This window comes from Bacillus sp. FAU20 (assembly GCF_056033865.1).
This window is the reverse complement of the sequence record NZ_JBVYHY010000013.1, coordinates 47,386-73,806: the sequence shown is the minus strand read 5'-3', so window position 1 is coordinate 73,806 and position 26,421 is coordinate 47,386. Positions and strand designations below refer to the sequence as shown.

General features: G+C 33.9%; 26 protein-coding genes and 1 pseudogene. 3 read left to right on the top strand and 24 right to left on the bottom strand.

Going from position 1 to position 26,421, the window contains the following annotated elements:
* Window position 1: 1 nt before the first annotated feature.
* The 22 genes and pseudogenes from mobP2 to AC0OM3_RS11495 form a co-directional block, all read right to left on the bottom strand.
* Window positions 2-1,192, bottom strand: a complete 1,191-nt coding sequence (gene mobP2 / locus AC0OM3_RS11600; protein ID WP_001057731.1) for a MobP2 family relaxase — start codon at window positions 1,190-1,192, stop codon at window positions 2-4.
* The gene (locus tag AC0OM3_RS11595; RefSeq protein ID WP_002104153.1) at window positions 1,185-1,445 is read right to left on the bottom strand and encodes a hypothetical protein; all 261 of its coding nucleotides are present in this window, start codon (window positions 1,443-1,445) and stop codon (window positions 1,185-1,187) included. The genes mobP2 and AC0OM3_RS11595 overlap by 8 nt, the downstream gene beginning before the upstream one ends.
* Window positions 1,446-1,704: 259 nt before the next feature.
* Complete coding sequence (locus AC0OM3_RS11590) at window positions 1,705-2,601, bottom strand: hypothetical protein (RefSeq protein WP_474211897.1); 897 nt, start codon at window positions 2,599-2,601, stop codon at window positions 1,705-1,707.
* A 21-nt stretch (window positions 2,602-2,622) separates the two neighbouring features.
* Window positions 2,623-3,201, bottom strand: a complete 579-nt coding sequence (locus AC0OM3_RS11585; RefSeq protein WP_474211895.1) for a MerR family transcriptional regulator — start codon at window positions 3,199-3,201, stop codon at window positions 2,623-2,625.
* Window positions 3,202-3,228: 27 nt separating this feature from the next.
* Window positions 3,229-4,356: a bifunctional lytic transglycosylase/C40 family peptidase gene (locus tag AC0OM3_RS11580; protein WP_474211894.1), complete on the bottom strand. Its 1,128-nt coding sequence runs from the start codon at window positions 4,354-4,356 to the stop codon at window positions 3,229-3,231.
* Window positions 4,357-4,360: 4 nt separating this feature from the next.
* The gene (locus AC0OM3_RS11575; protein ID WP_474211893.1) at window positions 4,361-6,298 is read right to left on the bottom strand and encodes a VirB4 family type IV secretion system protein; all 1,938 of its coding nucleotides are present in this window, start codon (window positions 6,296-6,298) and stop codon (window positions 4,361-4,363) included.
* 15 nt (window positions 6,299-6,313) lie between these two features.
* The gene (locus AC0OM3_RS11570) at window positions 6,314-7,123 is read right to left on the bottom strand and encodes a hypothetical protein (protein ID WP_474211891.1); all 810 of its coding nucleotides are present in this window, start codon (window positions 7,121-7,123) and stop codon (window positions 6,314-6,316) included.
* A 14-nt stretch (window positions 7,124-7,137) separates the two neighbouring features.
* Window positions 7,138-7,425, bottom strand: coding sequence for a DUF5592 family protein (locus AC0OM3_RS11565; protein ID WP_001258281.1), 288 nt, complete (start codon window positions 7,423-7,425; stop codon window positions 7,138-7,140).
* A gap of 47 nt (window positions 7,426-7,472) precedes the next feature.
* A complete protein-coding gene (locus tag AC0OM3_RS11560; protein WP_474211889.1) occupies window positions 7,473-9,830 on the bottom strand; it encodes a pLS20_p028 family conjugation system transmembrane protein in 2,358 nt (785 codons plus the stop codon).
* A gap of 23 nt (window positions 9,831-9,853) precedes the next feature.
* A complete protein-coding gene (locus tag AC0OM3_RS11555) occupies window positions 9,854-10,063 on the bottom strand; it encodes a hypothetical protein (RefSeq protein WP_474211887.1) in 210 nt (69 codons plus the stop codon).
* 57 nt (window positions 10,064-10,120) lie between these two features.
* Entirely contained in the window at window positions 10,121-12,691 is a 2,571-nt protein-coding gene (locus AC0OM3_RS11550; RefSeq protein WP_474211885.1) for a VirD4-like conjugal transfer protein, CD1115 family, read from the bottom strand.
* Between the two features lie 91 nt (window positions 12,692-12,782).
* Window positions 12,783-14,024 (bottom strand): hypothetical protein, encoded by a 1,242-nt coding sequence (locus tag AC0OM3_RS11545; RefSeq protein WP_474211883.1) that lies wholly within the window; start codon window positions 14,022-14,024, stop codon window positions 12,783-12,785.
* Between the two features lie 15 nt (window positions 14,025-14,039).
* Window positions 14,040-15,125 carry a hypothetical protein gene (locus AC0OM3_RS11540; protein WP_474211881.1) on the bottom strand — a complete coding sequence of 362 codons (1,086 nt, stop codon included), beginning with the start codon at window positions 15,123-15,125 and terminating at the stop codon, window positions 14,040-14,042.
* A gap of 338 nt (window positions 15,126-15,463) precedes the next feature.
* Window positions 15,464-15,772: a hypothetical protein gene (locus AC0OM3_RS11535; protein WP_016513605.1), complete on the bottom strand. Its 309-nt coding sequence runs from the start codon at window positions 15,770-15,772 to the stop codon at window positions 15,464-15,466.
* 31 nt (window positions 15,773-15,803) lie between these two features.
* Complete coding sequence (locus AC0OM3_RS11530; protein ID WP_001018796.1) at window positions 15,804-16,028, bottom strand: hypothetical protein; 225 nt, start codon at window positions 16,026-16,028, stop codon at window positions 15,804-15,806.
* Window positions 16,029-16,057: 29 nt separating this feature from the next.
* Complete coding sequence (locus AC0OM3_RS11525; protein ID WP_474211879.1) at window positions 16,058-16,501, bottom strand: hypothetical protein; 444 nt, start codon at window positions 16,499-16,501, stop codon at window positions 16,058-16,060.
* A gap of 559 nt (window positions 16,502-17,060) precedes the next feature.
* Window positions 17,061-17,309, bottom strand: a complete 249-nt coding sequence (locus tag AC0OM3_RS11520) for a hypothetical protein (RefSeq protein ID WP_000514061.1) — start codon at window positions 17,307-17,309, stop codon at window positions 17,061-17,063.
* Window positions 17,310-17,412: 103 nt separating this feature from the next.
* Window positions 17,413-17,988 carry a TraM recognition domain-containing protein gene (locus AC0OM3_RS11515; protein WP_474211876.1) on the bottom strand — a complete coding sequence of 192 codons (576 nt, stop codon included), beginning with the start codon at window positions 17,986-17,988 and terminating at the stop codon, window positions 17,413-17,415.
* Between the two features lie 40 nt (window positions 17,989-18,028).
* Window positions 18,029-18,487, bottom strand: coding sequence for a TRAG family protein (locus tag AC0OM3_RS11510; RefSeq protein WP_474211874.1), 459 nt, complete (start codon window positions 18,485-18,487; stop codon window positions 18,029-18,031).
* Between the two features lie 25 nt (window positions 18,488-18,512).
* Complete coding sequence (locus AC0OM3_RS11505; RefSeq protein WP_474211873.1) at window positions 18,513-18,644, bottom strand: hypothetical protein; 132 nt, start codon at window positions 18,642-18,644, stop codon at window positions 18,513-18,515.
* A gap of 1 nt (window position 18,645) precedes the next feature.
* A pseudogene (locus AC0OM3_RS11500) lies at window positions 18,646-18,990 on the bottom strand (LPXTG cell wall anchor domain-containing protein); the annotation flags it as partial.
* A 70-nt stretch (window positions 18,991-19,060) separates the two neighbouring features.
* Window positions 19,061-19,270 (bottom strand): helix-turn-helix domain-containing protein, encoded by a 210-nt coding sequence (locus AC0OM3_RS11495; protein WP_098391573.1) that lies wholly within the window; start codon window positions 19,268-19,270, stop codon window positions 19,061-19,063.
* A gap of 144 nt (window positions 19,271-19,414) precedes the next feature.
* Between AC0OM3_RS11495 and AC0OM3_RS11490 the strand changes: the two genes are divergently transcribed.
* Window positions 19,415-19,798 carry a helix-turn-helix domain-containing protein gene (locus AC0OM3_RS11490; protein WP_098391574.1) on the top strand — a complete coding sequence of 128 codons (384 nt, stop codon included), beginning with the start codon at window positions 19,415-19,417 and terminating at the stop codon, window positions 19,796-19,798.
* 281 nt (window positions 19,799-20,079) lie between these two features.
* Here AC0OM3_RS11490 and AC0OM3_RS11485 read toward each other — a convergent pair whose 3' ends face one another.
* Window positions 20,080-20,247, bottom strand: a complete 168-nt coding sequence (locus AC0OM3_RS11485; protein WP_180985046.1) for a hypothetical protein — start codon at window positions 20,245-20,247, stop codon at window positions 20,080-20,082.
* 21 nt (window positions 20,248-20,268) lie between these two features.
* Window positions 20,269-21,420 (bottom strand): AimR family lysis-lysogeny pheromone receptor, encoded by a 1,152-nt coding sequence (locus tag AC0OM3_RS11480; RefSeq protein ID WP_474211872.1) that lies wholly within the window; start codon window positions 21,418-21,420, stop codon window positions 20,269-20,271.
* Window positions 21,421-21,896: 476 nt separating this feature from the next.
* On the opposite strand from AC0OM3_RS11480, the gene AC0OM3_RS11475 reads away from it, so the two are divergent.
* The gene (locus AC0OM3_RS11475; protein ID WP_474211871.1) at window positions 21,897-22,865 is read left to right on the top strand and encodes a Replicase RepFR55; all 969 of its coding nucleotides are present in this window, start codon (window positions 21,897-21,899) and stop codon (window positions 22,863-22,865) included.
* A gap of 1,088 nt (window positions 22,866-23,953) precedes the next feature.
* Complete coding sequence (locus AC0OM3_RS11470; protein ID WP_463713829.1) at window positions 23,954-24,508, top strand: MerR family transcriptional regulator; 555 nt, start codon at window positions 23,954-23,956, stop codon at window positions 24,506-24,508.
* Window positions 24,509-26,421 lie beyond the last annotated feature (1,913 nt).

Sequence of the window (26,421 nt, the reverse complement as noted above, 5' to 3'; positions counted from 1 at the left end):
TCTAACCCCTCTCATTTTCATATGCATTTTCCCTTTGCATACGCTCATAATACTTTTGATTTTTCCAACTTTCATATTCACTTTTAAAAGCGCCTTCCACTTTTCTCATAGAATACTGTATAGATACATTCTGCTGAAATTTTCGAAATGACTTTGATTTTTTCATGTGATGGATTCTTTTTTGTTCTTTATCATATGCCTTCATTTCTTGTAAAAAGGCGTTCCCCATTCGTTTATACAGGTCACCGATTTTATTCGTTTTATAATTTTCATATTGCTTCTTATCATACTTTCCTTCCCCATATGCTTCTTTAAAAACTTGCACTTCTTTATCTAACTTTTGGAGAAACTGATCGTAATCTTTTTTATGATGATGTTGAATATACCGACTGCTTAATTCATCAATTTGCGGCTTTAATGGTTGAATCGTATTGTAGCTATATTGCCACTGTCTTTTATCACTTGGTAACTGTTTATAGATTTGTAAAAACAATGGTTTCAAATGTTGATTACGCCAATCAAAAACGGAATCTTCTTTTTTCCTTCCCACCATATTGTTTCGAATTAGATCATTAATTTGTTTTTGTTCCTGCTTACGATCTAACAAATTATTTACGACTTTACCCTTCATTGCATCTAATGTTTTTGGTTTTCTTTTACCACGTTCTCTCGTTGGAAATGGTTCAACAGTCGCTACATGAATGTGAATATTATCCGTATTAAAATGAATGGCTGCCGACCAGATAGAGCTTTTTTCCAACCCCTCTCTTTTTTGCATTTCCTTCATCGCAAGCCGTGTTACATCCATTAACTTTTTTTCATCCAACGTTTTTGTTTTCTCATCATAAATTCCTTGTTTCTCTAACCAGGGATTATGAAAAGAAATGACATCTTGCCACATGATACTTCCATTCTCATGAGCGGTTTTAAACATTTCCTTTAAGGACTTTTTTTCACTTTCTGTTAAACGATTTGCGTGTTCCGTAAATAGTGATGATGTCTTTTCTGAATCCCCCATGTAGTCTTGATACGTTTCAAACATTTTCGGATTCAGCTTCACTTCACTTTTCGCTTCCTCCCGATCTACATAATCAATATAGTTTTGAAAAGCATCCGAACTTGGCAACACAAATTTCGTTTTTAAAACAACACCTGGTGTGACGGAAGATTGAACAGGAATGGCATTATTCATTTTCAACATCCTGCATCATCATTTGAATAAACTCATTCATTTTTTCCATTGCGCTATAACAATCACTCATCATATGGATATTCTTTTCAATGAGATTTTCTAATTCCATTTCCCTTTTATTTTGTTGCTGAAAAAATGCCAACATTTCAATTTGAGCTTTCAAAAATTTTTGTCGGGATATTCCCTTTCTCTTTGCCATTTCATCTATTTTCTTTAAGGCAACTGGATCTATATCTCTTATTTTTAGATTCACAATTTCGGCTCCTTTCTGCAATTCTGGGTAGAGATCAAAAAATAGTGAGAAGAGCATAAGGGGTTTCTGCCCCCACCGAGGGTGTGGGGCTAGGCGGAGCCTAGCGAAACGATGGGGGCAAGAAAAGAAGTTGAATGTCCCCATAGTGTCCCTACCTTTTTTATTAATGTCTCCACCATGTCCCGTTATTTTTTCTTAATGTCCCTTTCATGTCCCCTTATTTCACCTCAATGTCTCCATCGTGTCCCTATATCTTTTTTCACTTTTTATTAATTTCTTGTGCCTTTTGCTCTAATTTTTTGATCTTATCTCGTGCGATTTTTTGTTCGCCTTTAAACAATTCCACGTTCTTTTCTGATGATTTTATTTTTGATTCTAAAGATGCTATTTTTGATTGAGTTTCCGTTTTTTCTGCTTCCGTTTGGTACTTCATTTCATCTTGTAATTCTTTTACTTTTTCATAAACTGTCTTCGCATTTTCTTCTTCCAGTTTGATTGCTTTCCCATAATTTTTTATCTTTGTTTCGATATCCTTTTTGTCCCATTCTATAAAATCTAGCTCATATGTTTTTTTATCTTCAGCTATCAATTCGTCATTCGCTTTTGTTTTTCTTTGATCGGTAAAAATCGTCTGAACTAATTTATTCGGACTTTTTGTTGCTGCATTTTCTTCTTCAGATTCGTTTACATCTTGTGTAAATTTACGAATATCCATTTGTTCTTTTTCACCATTTTTATTGTAAATATCGAAAGCTAACGCTCCCCAATTCGGAGATAAGTCTTTTACTTCTACTACGTATTTTCCGTTCTCCTCATACAATACTTTGACAGGTAATTGAACACCTGGATTTGCTTTTTGCTGTGCTTTAAATGTATATCCTATTTCCTCATATCCTTCTAATCGAAAGTAAATTTGCATAAAATTTTTGTGTGGATTGTATTCCCTTTTCTCTACAATCAATTTCCCCATACCCGACAACTTAATTACTTTATTTGTCTCTGTATGAAATAGTTTTTCATCGTTTGGCATGTAAATTTTAGATGTTAGGAAAGCGAAAAAACCTAAAAATAGAAAGCTTATAATTGTTAAGTAGATCCACGACTTATTTTTTCTTAGATTGATTCTTTCACTCTTCTTACCAATTGCACCTATCACACTCTCACCCCACCTTTTTCGTTATAAAACTTTCATATTTAACTCTTCCACACTTGTAACTCGCCATGTTTCATTTTCTTTTTTAATGATGATTCGTAGCACATTGTTTACTTTTTCTTCTCGGTTTTGCGTTGCATCTGTCGTGACATTTATAAATTCAGCTAACACATTTACTTCCTCTTTATCCGGTTCATTTTCTTGTAAATAAAACTTCATTTCTATTGGTTTTGTTTTATAGGTATCTCCTAGTTCGTATTTATCAGTTGGATAAAATTGTTGTAAAAGTTCTTCACTCATAATGGATTTTGCCTTTTCTTTTCGCTCGCTGTACCCTTCTTTTTCTCTGTGAAATGATAATTGAATAAACGTTTCGGCTGTCGTTAAATACGCACTTCTCTGTTGTTCTTGTGCGGAAGGAAGCACCTTATCCAGTCGTTTTTTTAAGTCTTCATTTTGTTTTGTTAGTAATTCATTTGAAAGTTTTAACTGTTTTTCTTCGCCATCGCTCATTGATTTTTTGCTCAAATAGATATTAAAAGCTGTTACACCTACAACTAAAATGACAAACACAATAAACAAAGATTTTCGTTTATCTTTCATTCTTTTAGTCTCCTATTCTTTCGGTTTTTAGAACCTTCTTACATGACCAGAAAAGACTTTTTTCCAATACGGATTATTTAAATCTTCAATAGAAACACCTTTATTCGTTTGACATCCAATAAAAGTATTTTTATCAATTACAATACCAACGTGTCCGTCATGTTTGTAGGTATCAAAGAAAATAACGTCACCTGGTTTCATATCATTTGCTGATACTTTTGTACCAATTTTATTTAATGTTTCCGTACTTACTGCTCCTATTGGACTGGTATACATACCTACTTGTTCGAACGCCCAGCGTACAAAACTTGAACAATCAAAAATCCCTCTTGCGATGTCATTCGTGTTACGTCCTCCACCAAATACATAGGTAGAACGTCCTATCCATTGGCGACCTACATCGGCAACTTTCGAACCGCTACTTCCTCTACTTCCTGGATTTCCTCCGCCACCAGAAACGACAGAACCTGGCTGATAATATTTTAAAACTGCGTCAACGTACAAAATATCGCCGTAGCACGCTTGATATGGTACGGCTTCTGGTCTAAGGCAATGATACATTCCGGTATGTTTTACTTTTTGATACTGTTGTTGTGAAAATTTGATTGCTAATTCTTTCGTGTACTTGCCACCATTTGCGCCAACAAAATCAAAAAATCCTGTCCCGAAATTGTAGGCTTGAAGGGCGGTTTTGATATGATCCATATCCCCAGGACTCGTTACTCCGGCTCTTTCTATCGCATGTTTAAACTCCTGTACACCAGCCCAAATACTGTAGTCTGGATCTGTAATACAGTTTGGTGATTTACAATATTTCGTATTAAATGCGCCTTCGGAACTCTGCATCGGATCACTACCACGTCCTCCGCTCTCTTGCATCATTTGTGCAAGCATTAAAGCGACAAACGGTTCCACGCCAAAAGCTTTTGCATGCTTCCGAATCGTAGGTTCCCATTTTAGAACTTCAGGTGAAACATTCATGACTTGCCCTTCACCTGTATACGTAATATCACCCGTGTCTGTTCCACTATCACTCCCCATTGCCGCAATAAAAATGCTTACTACTCCAAGTAAAAGAAAAGAAAAAAGACCCATCACAAGTAGTGCTAAAGTGATGAGCCATTTCTTTGGTATAATCTTTAAAACTAGATGCATAGTATTAAGCACCTCCCCCGAATAACATCAATTCTTCATCTGTTACTTCTACATGAAAATGAATGTTTTTTACAGCCCCAATACTTAAGATGACATCCCCTGTTGGCAAATGTGGAATCGCTGCAATCTCACTTTCACTTAACTGTCCTGCAAATACTTTTCGTAACATATCTAAACTGTTATTATCTTGCTGCATGATAAATTTGTACTGTGTAAGTTCAAATAGTTTTTTAATTTCATCAATCATTTCTTGTGAAGATCCTTCCGGTACAAAATCACGAATCGTGTGACTTGCATATAAAAGCCCTGCAAAGTATTTTCGATCTTCTCGGCTAAGTTTCGTTAAAAATTGTAGCGCATGAGCACTTTCTTTTTTCGTGTTGATGATATGGTGCGCCTCGTCAATAATAATGAAATAACGAGTTACATCTTCAAAAGCAAGTTGCTTTTTATTAAAGGCTTTTAATTGAGGCGCACCATTTGAAATCATTTCATCCCAAAGGAGATTTAACACATTAAAGATCTGTGCCTGGAATACTTCTGGTTTAAAGCTGGATATATTCCGTAAGGAAAAGGATACAACTTGTTCTTTCTTGAAATCTTCAATTGTAGTATGACCATCAAATAATTCTGCATATGCTTCTACTAAATTTGTAAGATTTAATTCAATTAATTCTAAACGATGAATTCTACTGTCTCCTAAATTATCATGATGCTTTCTAGCTTCTACATCTTGATATAATTCTTTACGAACAAACATTAAAAAGTCAGAGAAAATCGGATATTCTTTTGATTTTCTTGTTGTAATTTCATTTTTCGCTCCTTTTTCGTCATTCCATAATCCCATACGAATATATAATTTACGAAGCAAATTTTCATATTCTTTAATTTCATCATCTTTTGCTTCTGGCGCAATGAATCGATAAAAAATTGTCAATTTAGATAGATGTTGAGTGAAACTAACTTCTTCAAGTTCTGCTGTTTTGTACACTTGAAGTGGGTTAATTTGACCTTGAGAACCGTCTAATGAGATGGTCTTTCCTCCTAGTTCTTTCACTGTATCTGTAAACTCTTCTACAACATCAAATATCCGAACAAAATGACCCTTACTTGCATAATCCACACTTTTCTTTTTTAACAATGTTGATTTCCCCGCACCAGACTTCCCAATCATTACACCGTTATAACTCTTTCTTTGATTGTCTTTATGGAAGATATCAAAAATAACATTTCCTTTTGTTTTCGTTGTTCCATAATACGTACCGTATGGATCGTGCAAATAGGAATAATGAAACGGACACCCACCAGCCAAACTGACTGCCGGAATTTCTTTCCCTTTTCTTCGGTTCACATAATTTTTTTGTGTATCAAAGCTCGTTACGAGTGCATCCCATTCATACTCTTGTTCATTTAAAAAGACAGCTCCTCGAAAGTTATAAGGTTCTAATGTTTCCAGGATTTCTTTTACTTGTTTTTCTAGCTCATCTATTGTTCTAGCGGAAACATAAATACGAATGTGAATACGTTTCATGACCTCACCTTGTTTCAAATCCGTATAGAGAGCTTCCAGCTCTAAAAATTCATTTTTCGCATCGATCCGATCTATATTATCCTTCGCTGTATCATGCCGAACACTTTGTTCACTCATGGATTTATTAATCGATTCAACAACTTCATTTCGATTATCACTCATGACATCTAATGTTGTAATCACATTTGGCATATTCATAATTTGCTCTAACCAAAAATCATTTACCTCTGTTGGATAATCATAGACATGAATGCAAGTACCTAATCCATCACCTGTTTGAAAATAACTTTCTTTAAAACTAATTCCCCCTTGTGGCTGAACTCTAGCCACTAAATAAGGGTTGTAACCTTTCTTCTTTTTTAGTTCTTCTTGTTTTTCCTTTTTTGATTTTTTACTTTTGAACGCAAACATATTGTTGCCCCCTTACTACCATATATTTTTCGTTCCTAATTTTGCATTTTGATTGAACAATTTAAACATAAGCTCTAACTTTTTCTCTTCATCCACCTCTAATAGTTCAGTAGAGCGCTTGATATATCGTTTTGCTGCATCTACACGTTCTTTTACGATTAATTCTGTTTCTCCGTAAATAAATAAGAAGGCTTCCCGATTGGTTCTGCCCCATTCTAAAAACTGAAGTTCTTTTAACTTTTGATTTAAAATTCGTTCATACAAAGGACTAGTACATTCTTTAATTTTCTTCTCAATATATCGTTGTTGTTCGGTTGTTTGACATGGGAAGTTTAAAAAAACGAGTTTAATGGACTGTTTGTAAGCTTGATAAAAATACGCATGTGAGAAAATAACAAATGCTTGCTCGTCGCTATTCTTAGAGAACATATCATCACCTTCCACTTGAAGAATTTCTAAAAACTCCTCATTTTTCAGTTCAAATATGCCATCCTCTGTCATGTCTACAATTTGCATAATTTCCGCAATGCTTTTCTTTACCTTTGGTGGCGCTTCTTTCTTTTTTCTAGATAAAAAACCTAACAGTTTTGGATTTTTCTTTTTTGAAACATCTTTCTTTGGCTTTTCTTTCTTCTGTTTTTTTACTTGTGGTTCTACCTTTGGTTTTTCTTCTTTCTTTTTGTCGGGTACCACTTTCACAATTTCTTTTGGTTCAGTAATTGATTCTTTTACATTTTTTTCGTTAAATCGAAATGCATTTTTCTTCGGTCTTTCTAGTTGTTTTGGCTTTTCTTTCTCTATATCTTTTTCGCTAAATAACGCCATATGTGATCCCTCCCTTATTGATCGTTATCAATGGCGCAATATGCACCTTTCCTTCTTAGCAATGTAATAATCAATACTTCATACATTCGTTTTTGTGGATTCGTACTTGGTCGCCAAATCATGATAATTGCAATAGCTACCATGAAAAGAATAAATGGTAACTGAAAGGACTCATGTACGAAATTCCTAAGAATCATTGTTACAACTAGTAAACCAATTAATAAAAAGAAATCTATTAAATAAAGTACTTTATTAATCCGTAATTCTGTACTGATTTCCTTCGGAATCCGATAGCTTCTCATCGGGATTCCCTCCTTTTCGACAATAAAAAATAAGCGTACGATTACGCTTATTTTTTATCCGTATTCTTTTTATTTTTGCTCACGATATCTCTCCAACTTTTACCCGTATTTTGACCCATTTGATAAAAACGCTTTGTATTTTGTACCGTTTCAGAATTATGAATTCGTTCTTGTACTCCTCTTACTTTTTGTTTTACCGATGATGTAGTATTTTTAACCTTTTCGGTTGTATATTGTCCTAATGTCCGTGTTTCTTGACTTCTACTTGCTGCCACTTCTTTATCACTTTCATAAGGAATAATTGGGCTACTATGTGTCACCGTTACTATGTCGGCTGATGCCGGGCTACTTCCGCTTGGTGTTGATTTTGGTGCTTCCACTGGTGCCGGGCTACTTCTACTTGGTACTGATCTTGGTGCTTCCACTGATGCCGGGCTTCCTCCACTTGGTACTGATCTTGGTGTTTCCATTGGTGCCGGGCTACTTCCACTTGGTACTGATCTTGGTGCTTCCACTGATGCCGGGCTACTTCCACTTGGTACTGATCTTGGTGCTTCCACTGGTGCCGGGCTTCCTCCACTTGGTACTGATCTTGGTGTTTCCATTGGTGCCGGGCTACTTCCACTTGGTACTGATCTTGGTGTTTCCATTGGTGCCAGGCTTGATGTTTGATTTCCTTCATTTGTTCCCTGTCTTACTGTTCCTGGTGTTTGACTTCCTTCATTTGCTCCTTGTCTTACTGTTCCTGGTGTTTGACCTCCTTCATTTGCTCCTTGTCTTACTGTTCCTGCTGTTGGATTTCCTTCATTTGCTCCTTGTCTTACTGTTCCTGCTGTTGGATTTCCTTCAATCGCTCCATTTGATTTTCCAGCTTCTTTCATTTCATCTTGAAGACTTGTTGTTCCCGATTCTTGCCCATTCGCTCCCCCTGGGTTTTCGTTCCCTCCTTTTTTCATATCTTCTTGAATAGATGGCGTACCACCATTCTTTTTATCTTTTTCCTTATTTAAGTTACCTTTTTCTTTTTTTGCTACATCATTACTATTTGCTTTTTTCTGATCCGCTTTTTTCATTTGATCTTGCAAGGACTCTTTATTTTCAGACTCATTCCCTTTTTTCAAACCGCTTATAAGCCCTGCCACGCCACCTGTTGCCATCGCTGCCGCACTTGCTGTTTTAGCTGCTGCAACACCCGTTCCTTCTGCTGCACCTTTCGCTCCTTTTCCAATCATATTTCCGAGACTCTTCATAGGTTTTGAATTTGCAAGACTGCCAATTCCTTTGCCAAGTGCGAAACCACCTACTAACATACCCCAACTGCTCTTTAATCCAATATCTATTCCAAATAACCTTTCTACGGCTGCTGGACCATCTAGAACAGCCATACTAAATGCGGCTAATGCAATCAGATACGGTACACCATTTAATTTGTCATGGAGAAAAGCTGTTCCTATTAGGTATAGCTTCAAAGATAGGAATATCATAATCGTTGCTATAAATATATTGAGGATATTAGATAATACAGCTTTTAACTTTTGACCATTCGCAACATCGGCTGGTGCTAATATATTTGCTAACAAGTAGTTAAAAGACAATTCATAAAATAATCTAGCTAATTTAATACTTACTAATAACAAAGTTAATCCTGTTATCAGCAAAGTAAAGAATATATTCCAGAAATTCCAATGCCAGCGATAATACTTTTCTGGGAAGAAATCAAACCATCCATCTTTTAATTCAGCTAAAGATGCAACTCCCATCCCATCCATTACTCTTTTATTTTTTAAAATTTCCTGTCCGTCATCTGATAACTTTTTATCCTTTGCAAATTCAAAATCTTTATCTATTTTTTCAGTAATATCTATCTGCCTGATGTTTTTTTCTGGAATATGATTCTTCGGATTCATGTCTTCTTTCTTTTTCCATTTATTTTCATCTATTACTGCTATATCTGTTATATTCTTCTTAATAATTTCATCACTTAAGGAACCTTTTTGTTCTGATTTTACAACTGCTATGGCATCATCGGTGAACTTATCAACCTTTGTCATACCAGTACTTAATAAACAAAGTACACTCAATGTTATGAAAATATTAATGATAATTTGAGAACGGTTCATTTGTTTGTTCATAATGAACATATAGCCAATATATAAAAACGATATGGCTAAAAGAACGACAAACAATGGATATAACATATCAACAAAATTTTGTATTTCCGGTGAATTAAAGAATCCTTTAATCCCCAGTATGGCATCTGTCACACCCTCTAAAGCATCTACAACTAAAGATAAGCCTACAATTAGGAACCATCCTAGCCAACGCAATACATAATTCACGATGTCTCCTACTTGAAGATAATCCGAGAACGCTTCTATAGTTTTTAAAATCTCTTCATCTTTCACGATTTATCCTCCTCTCATGCTTATTACTGCCCTAATACTTCTTTTGCTGCCCAATTCACTCTTTCATTCAATCTGTCAATACGAATAATCAATTTCCCTTTTTGTTCCCGATCTACTGAAAGGAAAAGAACCGCATCTTCCAGACCAAGAATGACCTCATTTTCTTCTGTTACAAATGGCGAGTAACTATCTAAAATCAATTGCATTTTATCCGTTATTGTTGGTACACCCATTACCTCTTCCCCCTTTATATTTGGATTCAAAAAAGCACTCAATCATTTGAGTGCTTTCTAACTTGTTATTTGTTCTTTTTCTTCTAAATCACGCAAGATTCGATTAATCTTGTTTTCGACTGCTTGATAAACACTTTTGTCGATGTGGTCATTGTGAGCTAACATTTGAAATTCACTGTAAAACTCACCCATTTCTTGATTTTCAACTTCATCTATTGCTTTTCCTAACTGCGCTAAAAAGAACTTATCAACCAGTTTTAAAACAGCTAAATCAGATTCAAAAAATTCGCTAACCGTTTTTTCTTTCCAATTTTCAATGGAGAGGGAATCAAATGGGCTATCTTCCTGCTGAAACGCCTCTTCCGGAATTTCTTCATCAATTCCCATCATTGTTGGTTCTTCGACTGGCTGCTGTGTCTCTATTTGAGAAGAAGTTTCTTGTTCTGGTTCTGATGTTTTGTTCTCAATTTGTTCTGCTTTTCTCTGTCCTAGAAAATCTACAATAAGTGATTTTGGATTTACATCATCATGTAGAGAATCAATATCTATATCTAAAATAGATTTATCTGTATCGAACTCTACTCCTAAGTACTCCCATCTGTATTTTAAGGCTGTTTCCCCCGTATTATAAATCGGGCGAGGTCTGATCCGTTTTCTGTTATTATCCTGACGTTTTATGACACGAATAACGGCACTTTCTCCTTCTTTAAAATTCATAAGTTCATTTGCTGTTAACAGTGGGCGTTGGTCTAGACCTTCCGTTTTATTTTTATCAGTAGAAAGACCTTTCCCACTTCGGGAAGGTAGGTTAATCGTCTGATTCCCTAGTTTTTTGGATACTTTTTCGGCGGTTTCTTGATCGTTCGTTAGAATGTAGATGGTATTCCCACAGTTTCCATCAATCGTATCTGCATCTTCACCATACTTATTTTTTAATTGTGCATATGCCTGGATGATAAGGTTAAAGCGAACATTCCTACCAAGACAAACCGTGATAATATTTGCCATTCCTTCAATACTCGGCATATTTCCAAACTCATCTAGGCAAAAAACCACTTCACGGTGACATTTCCCTCCACGAGCGAGAGATGCACCCTTTGCCAATATAAAATAAAGCTGTCTTACAAAAATAGAAGCAATCACATGGTTCGAAGAATCAAAGTCTGGTGTAATCATAAAAATAGCGACTGGCTTATCGAAATAATCCACTTTTGTTATTTTCATATCTTCATTTTCTTCTACTACTTTAAATTCTGTATGACCCGTTTTTTCATCTATTTTTGTAATAGTAATAGATGTTTTCGTTTGAGGGTTTTCTTTTTCATTACATTGAATGGTATCTCCAACTTGTATTACTTGTTTGAAATCTAATGCAAAACGTCCTGTAATATCTGCCTTGATAGACTCCTTTGAGCCATCTGGAAATACAATGTCTACTCGTTTTCTAGGTGTCACTTTTCCTTTTATCGTTTTTCCAAAACCGACACGTTTTAAATCCACACTATTTTTTGCTGTCATTTTAGCGATTTCATCAAATGTAAAAATAGAAAGTCCGTTCATTGTTTGAGTGAAAATTCCGCCTCGTGTCGTTCCTTTTGAGAAGTTTGAGGTTGCATATTGCATCTTTGCAACGCTATCCGCTGGTAAGCCTTCAAAGTATAAATCTAATGCATTTTGTGGATCTGCTTCTGGATCTACGATTACCTCTTTTGAACCAAGTTCTGATAACATATTTGCAACTGCATACATTGTGATTTTTTCTTCTGTACCTTCCGCAATACATTTATCTGTAACGGCTAATATCATGGCGTTACACAAGCTCATAGCGCACTGTTGCCAAAAAGGATCTTTTACAGTTGGGTTGTAATACAAAGTGTGTGAGAGTGTCTTACATAATGCTTGTGCCGTTGAATAATCTCCATCTTTATAGGCATCTTTGACAAGCTGCAATAAGTTATAGCTCATAGAATCAAGTGGAGTTAACAGGTTCAAAACTTCAATGTGATAACCTCGTTCTTCCAGCGTTTCTTTCGATGCGCTGAACAATTCCCCCTTTGGATCATTAAAAATTAGGGAGGGTTTATGTTCCGCTCTAGAATAGACATCAATTGTAGGAAATACATAGGTTTCTCCTTTACCAGAGCGTGTTGTACCAATAATTAAGTTGTTTACCGGGCTATCATCAATGAATACCTTATCACCTAGTCGGGAGATAACAACACCACCGCCACCTTTAAATGATTCCTCTCGATCTGGTACAGCTCGGTATTGCTTTTTCAACTCTTCAACTGTTGTAAAACGACTAGAACCTTTCTGATGATTATTTAAGTTTTTAAAGGAAGATTTCAGCTTATACACCGTTCTTGCAATAGTTCCCATCACTACAAGGAAAACAAACAAGTAGTAAATTGGATGCTCTGCAATTGGCATCCGAAAAAAAAATCCTATCTCCATATGAAACGGTTTGGGATGTAATAAATCACTAAAAGTTGTTTCTATCAGCTCTAAGGATAAGTTGAGTAAAAAATTAGCGATCAATAACATTCCAACAAACAAAAAAGCACTCAATGGAATGAGTACTTCTTTTTCAGCTAATTTATATTTGATTGATATTTTTTCACTATACATATCAAAGCATCACCTCTGTTCAATCTAGCTTCAAATTAAAAAGGTACTCTTTTTATGAGTACCCTTTTTGACAATATCAGTTGGTTTTTCTTTATTTACTCGCTACCATCTTTTCATTTTGTTTCAGAACTGGCTTTTCTGGATTTGTTGGTTTTTCCGACTCTGTTGGCTTCTCTGGATTTGTTGGTTTCTCCGGTTCTGTCGGCTTCTCTGGTTCTGTTGGTTTCTCCGGTTCTGTTGGCTTCTCTGGATTTGTTGGTTTTTCCGGTTCTGTTGGCTTCTCTGGATTTGTTGGTTTTTCCGGTTCTGTTGGTTTCTCCGGTTCTGTTGGCTTCTCTGGATTTGTTGGTTTCTCTGGTTCTGTTGGTTTTTCCGGTTCTGTTGGCTTCTCTGGTTCTGTTGGTTTCTCTGGTTCTGTTGGTTTCTCTGGTTCTGTTGGTTTCTCTGGTTCTGTTGGTTTTTCTGGTTCTGTTGGTTTTTCTGGTTCTGTTGGTTTCTCTGGTTCTGTTGGTTTCTCTGGTTCTGTTGGCTTCTCTGGTTCTGTTGGTTTTTCCGGTTCTGTTGGCTTCTCTGGTTCTGTTGGTTTTTCCGGTTCTGTTGGCTTCTCTGGTTCTGTTGGTTTACCTGGATCTGTTGGTTTTTCCGGTTCTGTTGGTTTTTCCGGATCTGTTGGTTTTTCCGGCTCTGTCAGTTTCTCTAGATTTGTTGGTTTTTCTGGCTCTATTGGCGGCTTTGGTTTTTCTGACCCTGTATTTTCCGTATTACCATTCTCACCCCCCGTTATAATTGGTGGGTTCACAATTGCATCTGGTTTCTTCTCTGGTGGAAGAATATCGCCTATACTCGCTACTGAAGAATCAATATTTTGATCACCAAATGCAAAATGATCTCCATTCACGGTGACTTGTGGCTTATTATCTGTAATAGCTGCAATTACATTATCCTTTGCTGTATCTTGAATTGATTTATCTTTCGTTTCTTTATCAAAGAGTGCTAGAACACGAGAAGTCGTTTCATCTCCATTTTGAAGATTACTTACAATAGATTTTTCTTTAAAATTAATTTTCGATTTATCCAGCTCTTCGAGAACATAAGCAACTTCATTATCTTTACTTTGAATTGCATTCTCTGTAATTGCTTCGAAATCTTGTTTGTTCAGATCTTCTTTCTTTTCATCCGGTTTCTTCTTATCTACCTTTTTTGTAATGGCTGTTTTACTTTTGGATGATTCCTTACTTCCAAACCAACTGCACCCTGTCGTACTCAATATTAATGAACCACCAAGAAAAACAATTCCCATTTTTTTGTACAGATTCTCATAATTTAAAGGCATGTTATTCTCTCCCCCTTAGATGTTCTGTAGATCTTTATCAATTTTTTCAATCTTAGCTTTCTTTTCCTCTTCACTTACCGTAGATTGTTGAATATCTCGTTTCTCTAATTCTTTAACCTCTTTCATTACGTTTTTATTTCCTTGCGTTTTAGCGAAGGAATAACAATCTTCATATTTTTTTAGATTTACAAAAGCTTCAACAATGAGTTTTTCACGTCTACCGTCCATATTGACTTTCCCCTTAAGCTTAATTACCTCCTCATATTTCTTATTAAGTGCTGCCTTTTCAAAGTCGATTACATCATTTTTGACATCAATATCATTGATTTTATTCATGTTGTCTATCCCAATAAAATAAGCAACCACACTTTCTGCAAATTTCGGCTCATATTGTAATGCTTTATTTGCCTTTCCGTTTAATAAATAAGTAAATAAAACTGCCTTCTGACTATCTTTATCTAATTCTGTGTAATTGACCTTATCGAAGTATTTAACGGCTTCTCCATACTGTTGAATAGCTGCCTGTTGTAATCCCTTTACTACATATTGTTCAGAACCAGCATTTGCACTCGAAACTGGATCGGAAGAGAGTAACTTAAAGGCAAATATGGCACCAGCTCCAATTAACACCATGCTCCCTATAACACTCGCAATAATCTTAAATCCTTTTCTATTTTCCTTTTCAGGCTTTACTTGTGGCTCTATTTCATTCGATGGACTAGAAGGAGGTTCTTCCTTCCTTACTGGTAATTCTTCTTGATATTCATATTCTTCATGAAAAGGAGAATCATTGATTTCCCTTTCTAACGTTTCTAACAGCTCCTTTTTTTGTTCCTCTTGTTCCGGATCTAATTGCATCACATTCATTTTTTTAGAAATGTGATCAAAAATGTGATCTGCATATCTCGAGCCAAGCGATAACGTACCGTTATAAATTTCATTAGAATGACCATCTAACAAATCGAAATCAATATGTTCTTGCCGCCCTGCCTCTCTATAAACTCGTTCTAATCGCTTCGTTAAGATATAAGCTTCATGAAACGAATATTGCTTACCCGAATCAATTTCTGTTCCATTGCTACTCTTAAAAATGACAAACATGGCTTCTCCTTTCTTCCGTTTACTTTAAATTCACTTCGACTGATCTCTTGAATTATTATTTTCAACTTTATTGGTTGCGTACTTATGATAGATACAAAAAACAGAAATCAATAACCAAATAACGATGAAGAATATCAAAGCTCTTAACAGCCCATCTGTTGTTGGTACTGTCATAATCGGTTGTATATTACCAATAACCGAAACGCTCTCCAATACACTTGGTAATCTCATAATTAACACCCCGATTGCTTAATAAAACTAAAATTCCATGAAAAAAAGGCAACAAAAAAAGCCATACCCTTTGCATAGCCTCCTCATTGCCTTAATTATATTTTTCACTATTTCATCCAGAAAAACGGGAATAAGATTTGACCAAATTTCACATTGCTATTTACGCTCTCTGCTAAGTATTGGCATCCCATTACGATAACAAGTCCGGCTGCCCCACCAATAAACCACCAAATACATTTATGTCTTCCTCGTTCACCGCCCCAAATTAATAGATAAGCGCCCCAGCAAAATACAATTGCTGTACTCACCATTGCTCCTCTTTGCATCCATGTAATAAATGAATTCCCCGTATTAATTAGACCATCCATCGCATCACCTAACACTAACATTTGAGATAATGTTTCCAACATTGACATATACATTCACTCCCTTTTCATTTTTAAATGCTTATACGTTACTAAGCTGACTTGATTCATTCGCCTTGCTGTCTTCCTTTACTTCTGTTGCTGTTGCTTTATAAGCTTGTAAAGCTTTCATTACTAAATCTTGATTTTCTTCAATGTATTTCTGGTGATGTAAATGAAGCCAATGGTTATAATCCTGACCATTGGCTCTTAGTAAGTTTGCTACCATATCTTTTTCTTTTTTTAACTCCCTCTGTGTAATCGCCACTATATCACCACCTTTCAATGATTATGTGATTACTTCTGATATTGTTCTTTGCAATTTTGGACAAAATAGATAACTTCTTTTTCAAGTTCTGACTCTTTAAATGTGGAAAAATCAATATCTTTCTTCAATTTTCCTTTTTCATAATAAGCAAGGGAATCTCTTCTTTGTGATAATCCCCAATCATAAGGGTTGCTTGAACCTGGTACATCTTCACGCTTTTCATTCAATTCTTGTATCTGAACCTTTTCTTGCTGTGCTACTTTTTTTATAATATGAAGCCAATTCTCTCTTTTCTTCTTAGTGGAATTTAGCATAACAAAACCTGTGCCATCCTCACTCATGAACTTCTTCATTTCTAACGGACTAAGTTCCATTACTTCCCCTTCTCCCGAACTAAAGACAAATGTTGAACCAATACCAATTGCAATTAACAGTCCAACAACAGCGGAAATGATCCACCCTTTACGACTCATGTGTGTTCCTCCCTATGTCATATTTTTATAAGCGATTTTGAAGTGTGATGAGACACTTTTAAACTCCAACATCTGTCTTTATTTTATAACATTTAAAGGAAAGTGGGATAGAAAATGGAAATATCATTTATGGCTGGAATGACGAACCCTGTATTGGCATGCGTATAGAGACTAATCCCGACCTAGCTTCTATATGCCCAATACCGCACTACGTATTTTGGCGTGAACGTAGAACCTTATGTATCTACTGTTGTGATGTTCCTCGCTTCTTCAGAATGTCAAAATGGGATATTCCTCACGAGTACTGACACAAACAGGTCTTTGATACACTGCATTTCCCAGTGGTCACAGATGAGTTTTACGATCTTACTCACCCAACGATAATCGTATACCTAACCCCTCTAGTGACCTTTCGAAGGGAGGCACGCATATATATTGAAAGCCGTATATCATCCTTTTACATCAATACTGAAAGGAAAAGATACGCAATATATATCTAAATTGTCAAAGAGCAAATTACTTTGTGCTATGTTCTCAGCACACTTCAAAATCGCTTTTTTTATTTACACTTTTGTTTTACAGCTACTAATTCCGCATGTTTATTTTTTCGTTTAGCAATTAAGTTTTGATGTTCATCTCTAACCGAGCGCACTTGATAATAGATTTGAGCCACTTTTTCAATGCTTCCTGTGCTATTTTCAATTGCGATGGTACCTTTCAGTTCGTATGTTTTTCCATCAAAAGTTTTAACACTATGAGCTTGTGATGCCGCAATATCATAAAATGTGAGTCTTTTTTCTTTTCCCATATGAACGCCTCCTATTTTTGATAGAGAAGGGAGAAAAACGCTTCTCCCTTGTCTAGTTTTCTAGCCATCTAGATAGGATGAAATAGTAAACAAGTGCTTTAGATCATGCTAGGATTGTTGTGTTATACGAGGTTATGATGCGTTGTGCTGCCTCTTTTCCGTATATGTGCTGTAATGCGGATTGAGATTCAACTACGATTGAATGCTGAATGTGGTATGTTGCGCTTTCTTTTAAAAACTGCTCCATATGAGGGATCGGGTACAAATCATATTGATGAAATACCAGGTGAATCGGTCTTATATTCTTGCATTCTGTTAGATATTGAAGAAAATTTGATAATGCTTCTCCTCTCTCTTGATACGTACTTGTTTCCGTTTCGATACTGATATACACAACCGATTTTTGCTTTACATCCATTTCAAGCATTTCATAACCCATTAGTAAATCATGTTTGATGGTGTGATATCCTTGTTTTCGTTTTTCGTGATGGGTATCTTCATAAAAGATGCCTTTCGGATCAAAAATGAAAATAAAATCATCGGCTGTTTCCTTCACACCTTCTATGACCGTTTTATAAGCTCCAAAACGAGCTTTTATGACACCTGCAATCTTTTCCCCTTCATTCAGTTCTTTCAACGCTCTAATCACCTTTGTATACTTCTTAGCTACGCCTAACATGTATTGCACTCCTTCCTATTTCATTTTCCTCTTCTGACTACTACTGAAACCAAAAATACTCTTTTTGTTCCCCTTGCTTTTCACGTTGATGTTTTTCAAGAATGTATAGCAAAGTGATAGTTATCGCATCCCTTGTTTCTTTTGAATAAAGACCTAGCTCATGGAAGATATGATATGCTGGGTGCTCATTTTCGAGCGAATTTACTACCTCTACCAAGTTCGCTTCACTCTCATACATTTTTTCCGTGAACTCAATAACTTTTTTCACATCTAGGTAATATAGGTTTTTATGCCGTTGATCGAGATACAAAATACTTCCTGCCAATAATTTTGTAGCGGATTCTATCCAATAATCATGTTGCTTTAATGGTTTAATTACAGTTTGAGCGATTGAAATTGCTTGCATCAATTCTTCAGGTAACCAAGCACTCTTGCCCTGCATAACGCCTTCCCCAGGTTTCCCTAAATTTTTCATTTTACCGACGTAGATTTCTGACATTTCATTTCATCTCCCTCTCGGTTTCTTATATATTGCTCCCTATCCAAAAAACAACTGTCCAAATGGGAATTACGAGTATGCATCCATTTCGAAATCCAATAGCAAACCCTAACGGATTTTCATCTACTTCAGTAAAATGAGCCTCATCTTCTTTCATATCATGATTGAGCTTTCTTACAGTTTCTTACTGCAAATACAGCTCCAATAGCTCCAAGTACGACACATGCAAGACCAATCCATCTTATGTATGGATTTTCAGCTTTACCGCCTGTTGTCGGAAGATACGTTTCAATTTTCTTTGGTGTTTGTTCTAGATGTGGTTTCTCTAATTGGGGAATGACAGGTTTTGGGATTTCTTTTGGTTATTCCGGTATCTGTGGTTGTGGCACTTCTGGTTTTTCTGGCTTTTCTCATTGTGGTGTCACTGGTGGTGGTAGCTTCGGTTTCTTCTGATTCTTCACCATATGCTTAATGAATTTAGTCTTTATATTAAAAAAAACAATTATAAAATTGTATCTTTTATAGATTGTTCATTTACAATATAAATGTATAATTATTTTTCATGAAAATAAATCATTCCAACTTTGCTCGATAATATGTTGCAAAAAAAAGATTTTCGACTGGTTCTCCCAAAAAATCCGATATACTTTTTGCCCGACTAGAAATTAAACCCTTTCTACCCGATTCAACATCATACAAAGTACTTATTGGAATTTTAGAACCTTTTGAAACCTCATTAATTGTAAAACCTTTTGATTCACGAAATTCTCTTAAAATCGTCAAGTGTCTCACCCCTTATATACAGTTTATTAGTCTTTGAGCCTAAAGTCAACACTTTAAGTTCCTAATTTCAACACCTTTAGTGTCAATTTTTTACTAAAACCTTATTTTACTATGCAGAATTACGAAATTGGAGTGATAAATAAAATGAAAATCAATGAAAATATTGTAGGGAAAAATATAAAAAAATTAAGAGCTATAAAAGGAGTAAGCCGAAAAGAAATGGCTGAAGATTTAAATACTACTTATAGAACTGTATCTAGTTGGGAAACTGGAGAAAAAACACCACGTTTAAATAAATTAGAGGAAATTGCTACTTATTTAAATGTCAGTGTCCCTTCTTTATTAAAAAAAGAAATTCCGGATGAAGACCTCTTAAAAAGTATTAAAGGTGAAGATCCAGTTGAGCGTTTAGCCCGATTACTCTATGAACGATACATGAGTGTGCCAGATAAACATAAACCTCGTATTGAAGAAGAATTATTAAAATATGCTAGCCAATTAAAAGCGCAAGTTGAACAAGAGGAATAGGGAATCTCCTATTCTTCTTGTTCATAGCTCGCACATAACTCAACAATTTCACTAAAAGTTTGTAAATCAATTGTTTTCACAATCTCCACTAATTCATTTACACTTAATCCCCTTCTTCCCATTGTTGCCCCTCCTTTTTGGCTCTATATTGTGAAAAGTAGTACAAACGTTTCATAATTCCCCGTCGAAGAATTTATAAAACAGTTTATAAAATCACAAAAGACACCGTTCAAAACGATGTCTTTTGTAAAAATATTTATTTCAAATAGAATATAGAAAAATTATCCACCACCGCCGGGATCGACCATCATTCTATACATCATATACTGATTCCCAGAATTTTTAGCTTTTTGGGAGTACTGTTGTGTTTCCATTTTACCTTGTGAACTATTCACTAAGGTTAATAACAGCATAGCGGCTACTATTAATATATATAACTTTTTCACCATTTTCTCACCATCCCTTTACAACTAAATTATATTTTCTGCATATTCATCATATATTAGTTCAGCAAATTTTACATACAGGAAATCATTATTTACTTTAAACATATCAATAGACTGTTTAATTAAATGTATATCTTTTTTAGCCATTCCCAAATAACACGTTTGAAGTGGTGTTAAAGTTTTTCTTTTTGATCTAATTCCTTCAAGTATATTTATCGCTTGTTGATATTTTCCTTTTTTAACTAAAAATAAAGCGTATTCAGCCGGGTGTAATCTATCAAAATCAATTTTATTTATATCTTTCCACCAAAAAATTCTAATGAAGTTAATATCATTTAGAGCTATATTGTATTTTAAACTACCTTTAGCACCATTCAATACGTTTAACGCCTCTTGGAAGAAATATAAAGATTTTTTATAATCAGAAAACATAAGGTTTTCTCCACTCCTAATGTTCAACAAAGCTTCCATAACAGGGAAGAAATCTATATCCTTATATGTTCTTAATTCACCATTTTCTCTTACAAATTGTAGTGAGTTATTTTTCCTTAATATTGAATAACTCCAAAGCTCTTTTACCCAAAATCCGTATAAACTCTTTAAGTGAATATTGGTTATTAATTTATCATCTGTAATATTCTTCTCGACTCTTTCCTTATAACCTTGCATTAATCCAAAATCCCCTAAATCACAAAGAATTAACATACTCAGTATATCACAAAAAATTTCTACATCCGCATTAGAGCTTCTAACTTTTTGGATATTCAAGTACACTTCTCTGACATTTTTACCTTTCAAACGATCAATATATAAATTAAATATATCTGCATATCGTCTCATTTCTAAATCCCTGCTCTCTTTACATATTCCAGCGAGATATTCAATTAATAATACATGATCGTTCAAATGAGCAAGGGCAAATGCAACTTTAACATTTATGTTTAATCTATCTTCTAAAGTACCTAAATAATCAATTATTTTTTGTTCTTGTTTATCTTTATCGTTTGCAAAAATGACATAGGAAATTTTTGCAAAAGTATATACAGATATTTCTTTATCTCTGTTAATCCAATTAGAGACGGTAGATTTAGCAACTCCAATTTCTTTTGCAAGATCAGTATATGTTTTGTTTTTAGATGATAAATAATCATCAATTTCCCTGGATAATTTCTTCAAGTATTTTCACCTCGTCTTTTTTCGCGAATATTCAGAAACATACATATAAGTAAGAAAATTATAACATAGTACCCAGAAATAGGCTTTTGCTCAATTATTATACGAATATTCTGAAATTTATTGTAAATATGAATGTGAAATGCTTCTATTTTTGCACCTTATCTTTAAATATGAACTTAGGGTGTTGATATTATGTACATACAATTGTAAAATGAAAATAAATTATATATGAACCTAAGTTTTTTAGAATACAAAAAAATAAAACCCCACCGTCCAGTTTTTAATTGGCTTCTAGTTTGGCGACCGGAACCAATTAAAAACTCCTAAGATAGGGTTTTAATTCACACTATAAATATATGTGTTTTTCTTTGGTATCATACTTGATGTTAAAATTATATCATAATGCATATACAATGTGAATATAAAACCTCTGTTTTTCCTTTTTATTTGCGGTGGGAAAATAGGAGGTTTTTTCAGTGTTGTTGCGAAACTTTTTGCTTAGTCGAGCAAAAGCGGAACTAAGTCCCCACATCCATCACTTATCCAAAACTCCTGGGGCTATAAATCAATCAATCAAGAAAGTTACCACTTATATTGATAGTATTGTCCTAGAATGTGAAGGTGTTACTACGAAGGATTACCTCTCAAAACGTAAATATGAAGCCTTAGAAACAATTTTATCGTACCTAGTACAAGAAGGATATTCCCAAGTAAAGCAAAATCATATTAGCAAAAAATCTGGTATTTCAAAGCCTGTCATTAACTACGTGTTAACATGGCTGCAAGATTTGGGAGTATGCCAACAAATTAAAGTGCGAAGACACGGTAAGATTGCCCCTTCAATTTACATCTTAACCATACATAACAACTATTTAAAAATCATTGAATACTTCAAGATAAAATGGGCTGTAGCAATTGATGTGTGCTCTACTTTCACTGAATTTCTAAGTGGAAAACTCTTTAAGAAATCTGTTGTGGCCAATCACGAAGACATAAAGAATGATATACAAGTCTCGTCTAATTCTGTAGATATTTACAGCATAAACAAACAAGAAAAATCAAATACGGATTGTAAATTAAAAGAAAAGAATAACAGATTACAAGATTTAGACGATTATCTTAGTGAGGATCAGAAAAAGGCTTATTACTACATTTTAAGTCAAGAACTAAATCACCTTAGTGAAAAGGATGCATACACAATTGCTTTAAGGATGCCACCTTATATCGACCGCTATGCTAGATGGGATTTTGAAGAGTGTGTACAATGGTTTCAATATAATGAAGCTCAAAATAGCAATCCCGCGCATTTCATAAAAATGTTTGGACAAAAATCTAAGCAAAACTGGGAACGAAGAAATCAGAACGCAATAGAGAAGAAATCCCTACATGGTACAAATAAAAAAAGAGAATTTGTTTTTTATAATTTCTTAGAAGAAACTAATTAATTTAAAAAAATCATACTAGTATCTAGCCTTGCTTAAAAAAATTAAATATAGCAAGGCTATTTGTCATATCTTCTAAAAAAAAATCATAAATTTGTTGTTATTCGACACAAGAAACTCCAATATCCAAAGCATTTTATAGAACCTTTCTATGAAGTTCTGGGTAATTTACATATACAATTAACCATAATTTGTTTATGGTTAATTCATTATTAACTATCAAATTTAATTTGAGATTTACTAAGAGAAAATCCTGAATATCTTGCCAGAGTAAGTTTAAAGGCATCATAATATATTCTAATGTTTTTATTGGTTTTAATTTTTAAAACAAGATTTATTTGATATAGCATTCTGGAATTCATTCTGTTTTGTCTAATTTTAGGGAATCCGATTCAACTTGCAAAATATATAAATAATTATGTAGATATTTGTTATTGACTTCCCTAAAATCTGATAAAATTCTATTTATTTTAAATTGAATCTATGGGGTGCTTCCCCTTCTCCCTTAACTTCTGTAACATTATTTCTGTTTATGATTAAATACCACTAATAATTTATAAAAGTTTACAAATTATTAGTGGTATTTTTGGCGAAGATTAAGTCGTTTTAAGAGTCAAAAATATCATTAGAAATATCCCTATTTTAAATTGAGTATTATTTTTTACTAGTAAAACGCTACTTAAACGCATAGCGTTCCAAAAGATCCCCTTACAAACTTTTCATGTATTTCAAATTGAAAAAATATTAGCTAGATGCTAATTCTATTAATGAAAGCTTTGATTCTTACACATATATCTAGTAAAATTCTTATATCGGAATCAAACTTCTAATAATAAAATTTCAAGTAAGCCTTTAATTATCGTATTGTTTAATAAATATTTTCTTGTTTTCAAAGGTGAACGTTATCAAAACGGATAGCGTTTATAATTTAATTAACCTTAATATTAGATACATAGACTAATCTAAAAGACAAGTATCTGCCCAGGGAATCCTTTTGAAGGTAGTAAAGACCTTTAAGTCTCTATTATTAGAGGAATGATCCTACTAATAAAGAAAGAATATCTAACACACAAATAATGGAGGTGTAAAGTTTGGAATATGGATATTTTGCACAAGAAGTAGCAAAGCAACTAGATATTAATACTAATACACTTCGTAGATGGTCAATTGAACTAGAAAAAATGGAGTACATATTTGAAAGAAATGAACGTAACCAACGAATTTATTATGAAAATGATATAGATATTTTAAAACAAATGAAGGAATATCTAAATCAAAACTGGAAATTAGAAGAGGCCGCTACACGAAGCATTGATATAGTTGAAGAAAACGCAAAAAAAGTGGATAGCGTTCAGGAAGAAATTGATACTGAAGTAACACTTCAGAAACGTTCACAGACGGATATTTCAATAATTCAAGATAAGTTTTCCTATATGTTTAACCAACAAGAAAAAATTGTACAACAAAACCAAGATATTATTAATTTATTATTACAAGAAAGATCAGAAAAAGAAGAAAAAGATTTGCAAATTCAATTACTACAAGAAAAACTAGATAAAACAATTCAATTGTTAAATGAAGATCGACAAGAACAACTGGATAACACTAAGAAAACGTTCATTCAACGTTTGTTTAATCGAAACTAATTGGGATTACATTTTCTATCAAATACGTATCCCAATAAAAAAAGCGGTAATTACCGCTTTTTTTTATTTTTTAACCCATCTTCACAATACTAAAAATAGATTTTCAAAAGGAGTTCTTCTTATGTCTGTTTTTAATACCTATTTAGCTTCAAAAATAAAGTGAAATTTTAATAATACAAATCTAACTACCACTCATAAGAATTCCTGTCTTTTCTCATCTTTTCCTCAATTCCTTTTCTAAATTCAAGAAAAGAAAAAGGAAGAACGCAACATAAACGCTTAGTATTCATGCTAAATTTCAGTGTGTATATACTAAAATTCTATATAGTTATTCCCCAACTCAAAATTAAAATTCGATCTTGTATGAAATTTAGATTATTGTTCGCAATTTTATTGCGTTTTAAGACAATTCCACCGTGACAAGAATTATATACATATTTCTTTGGCCTTTCCTATGAATTGCAAAGATCCTCAGTATTAATTAATATCCATGTATTGATCATGATTTTTAAAAATTAGCACCATGTTTTTTATTGGTTTTTGGGAAGCTTGGTTAGTTTCTGTAATTCCCCAACTTTTTAATAGCTTCATATTGTAAGGCCAAAACAAGGATATCTTCCCCTACAGAAATGGGTTTAACGGTTTATGAACGCATGGCGTTCACGTTTTATAAAGCGTTAAATTAACACTTTATAAGCGCTCATCCTATAATTCTTCTAATCTTGTTGTAATGCAATTTTATGTTGAATACTTAAATTACGTTTTTTATCACAAATATCGAATAATAGCTCATTTTAAATGAAACTACAATGTTAAAATAATGTGTTCCTGAACTTTCAGCTTTATCAACACATCTTTTAACAATCCCTATAAGCTACTTTAGTATAAGCCGCATTTCTCTCAAAGGCTCATAAACATTGATATAAAAAGGATAGTCGCTACAAAAACGGATAGCGTTCAAGTGATTTTAAACACTAAAATAACACTTTGATAACGTTTATACAATAGTTAATTTAGTTACATTCTCTAAAACTTCAAATCCTCTTAAAAGTATTAAACTTTCAAGTTCAACTAACTACTTTATTTGCTAAAAAATGAGTTCCAACTTAAATAATTGAGTTGGATCATATACAAAGTACTCCCTCTAATTAATGCTTTCATTATTACTTTTTGAGCTCTTTAACTTAAGCAGTCTATCAGTTATTACTTTTGACCTAGAGAGCCATACAGAATCATATAATGTAAACTGTGAACTCACATTATATACATCGATTAAAGAAAGCAAAACACTCTAAATTAATACATTTAATATTTAATGGTTTACTTGCTTTATAGAATTACACGATAAAGAAACAAGAAAAGGATTAACTTATAATTTTTACTCTACAAAGCTCACCAAACAAAATAATATGCAAAGTAAGTTGTGGTTACCCAAATAAAGACGTTAAAAATCTAAGATTTCTGTAGCACATATTTCTATAGAGATATTAACGCGAGACTAAATCTGAGAAACGAAGCTGTTTATCTTTTAACTGTAGGGACTAAAAGAGTAGCCCGCTGAATTAGAAATTTCACACTTCAAACAGTCCTGGAGGCTGTTAAGTGGCGAATAGTTAGATAGGAATAGATAACAAACATCTTATTCCTATCCTTTTCAATGAACACCCCTATAAACGTTGGTATTAAAGGGATAATCGCCATAATAACGGATAGCGTTCATGTAATTTTAAACACTAAAATAACACTTCGATAACGTTTGTTTTGTTAGCGGATTCAAATACACCCTCAAAAAAATCAGATTTTCTTAAGAAGATTATAATTTAAACTTTTAAGTCTAACTTTAATTCCTAAAAACATCTTAAAGGAATCCATTCAATGCATATAGAAAACTTCTCCAGGGCTTATACAAATGA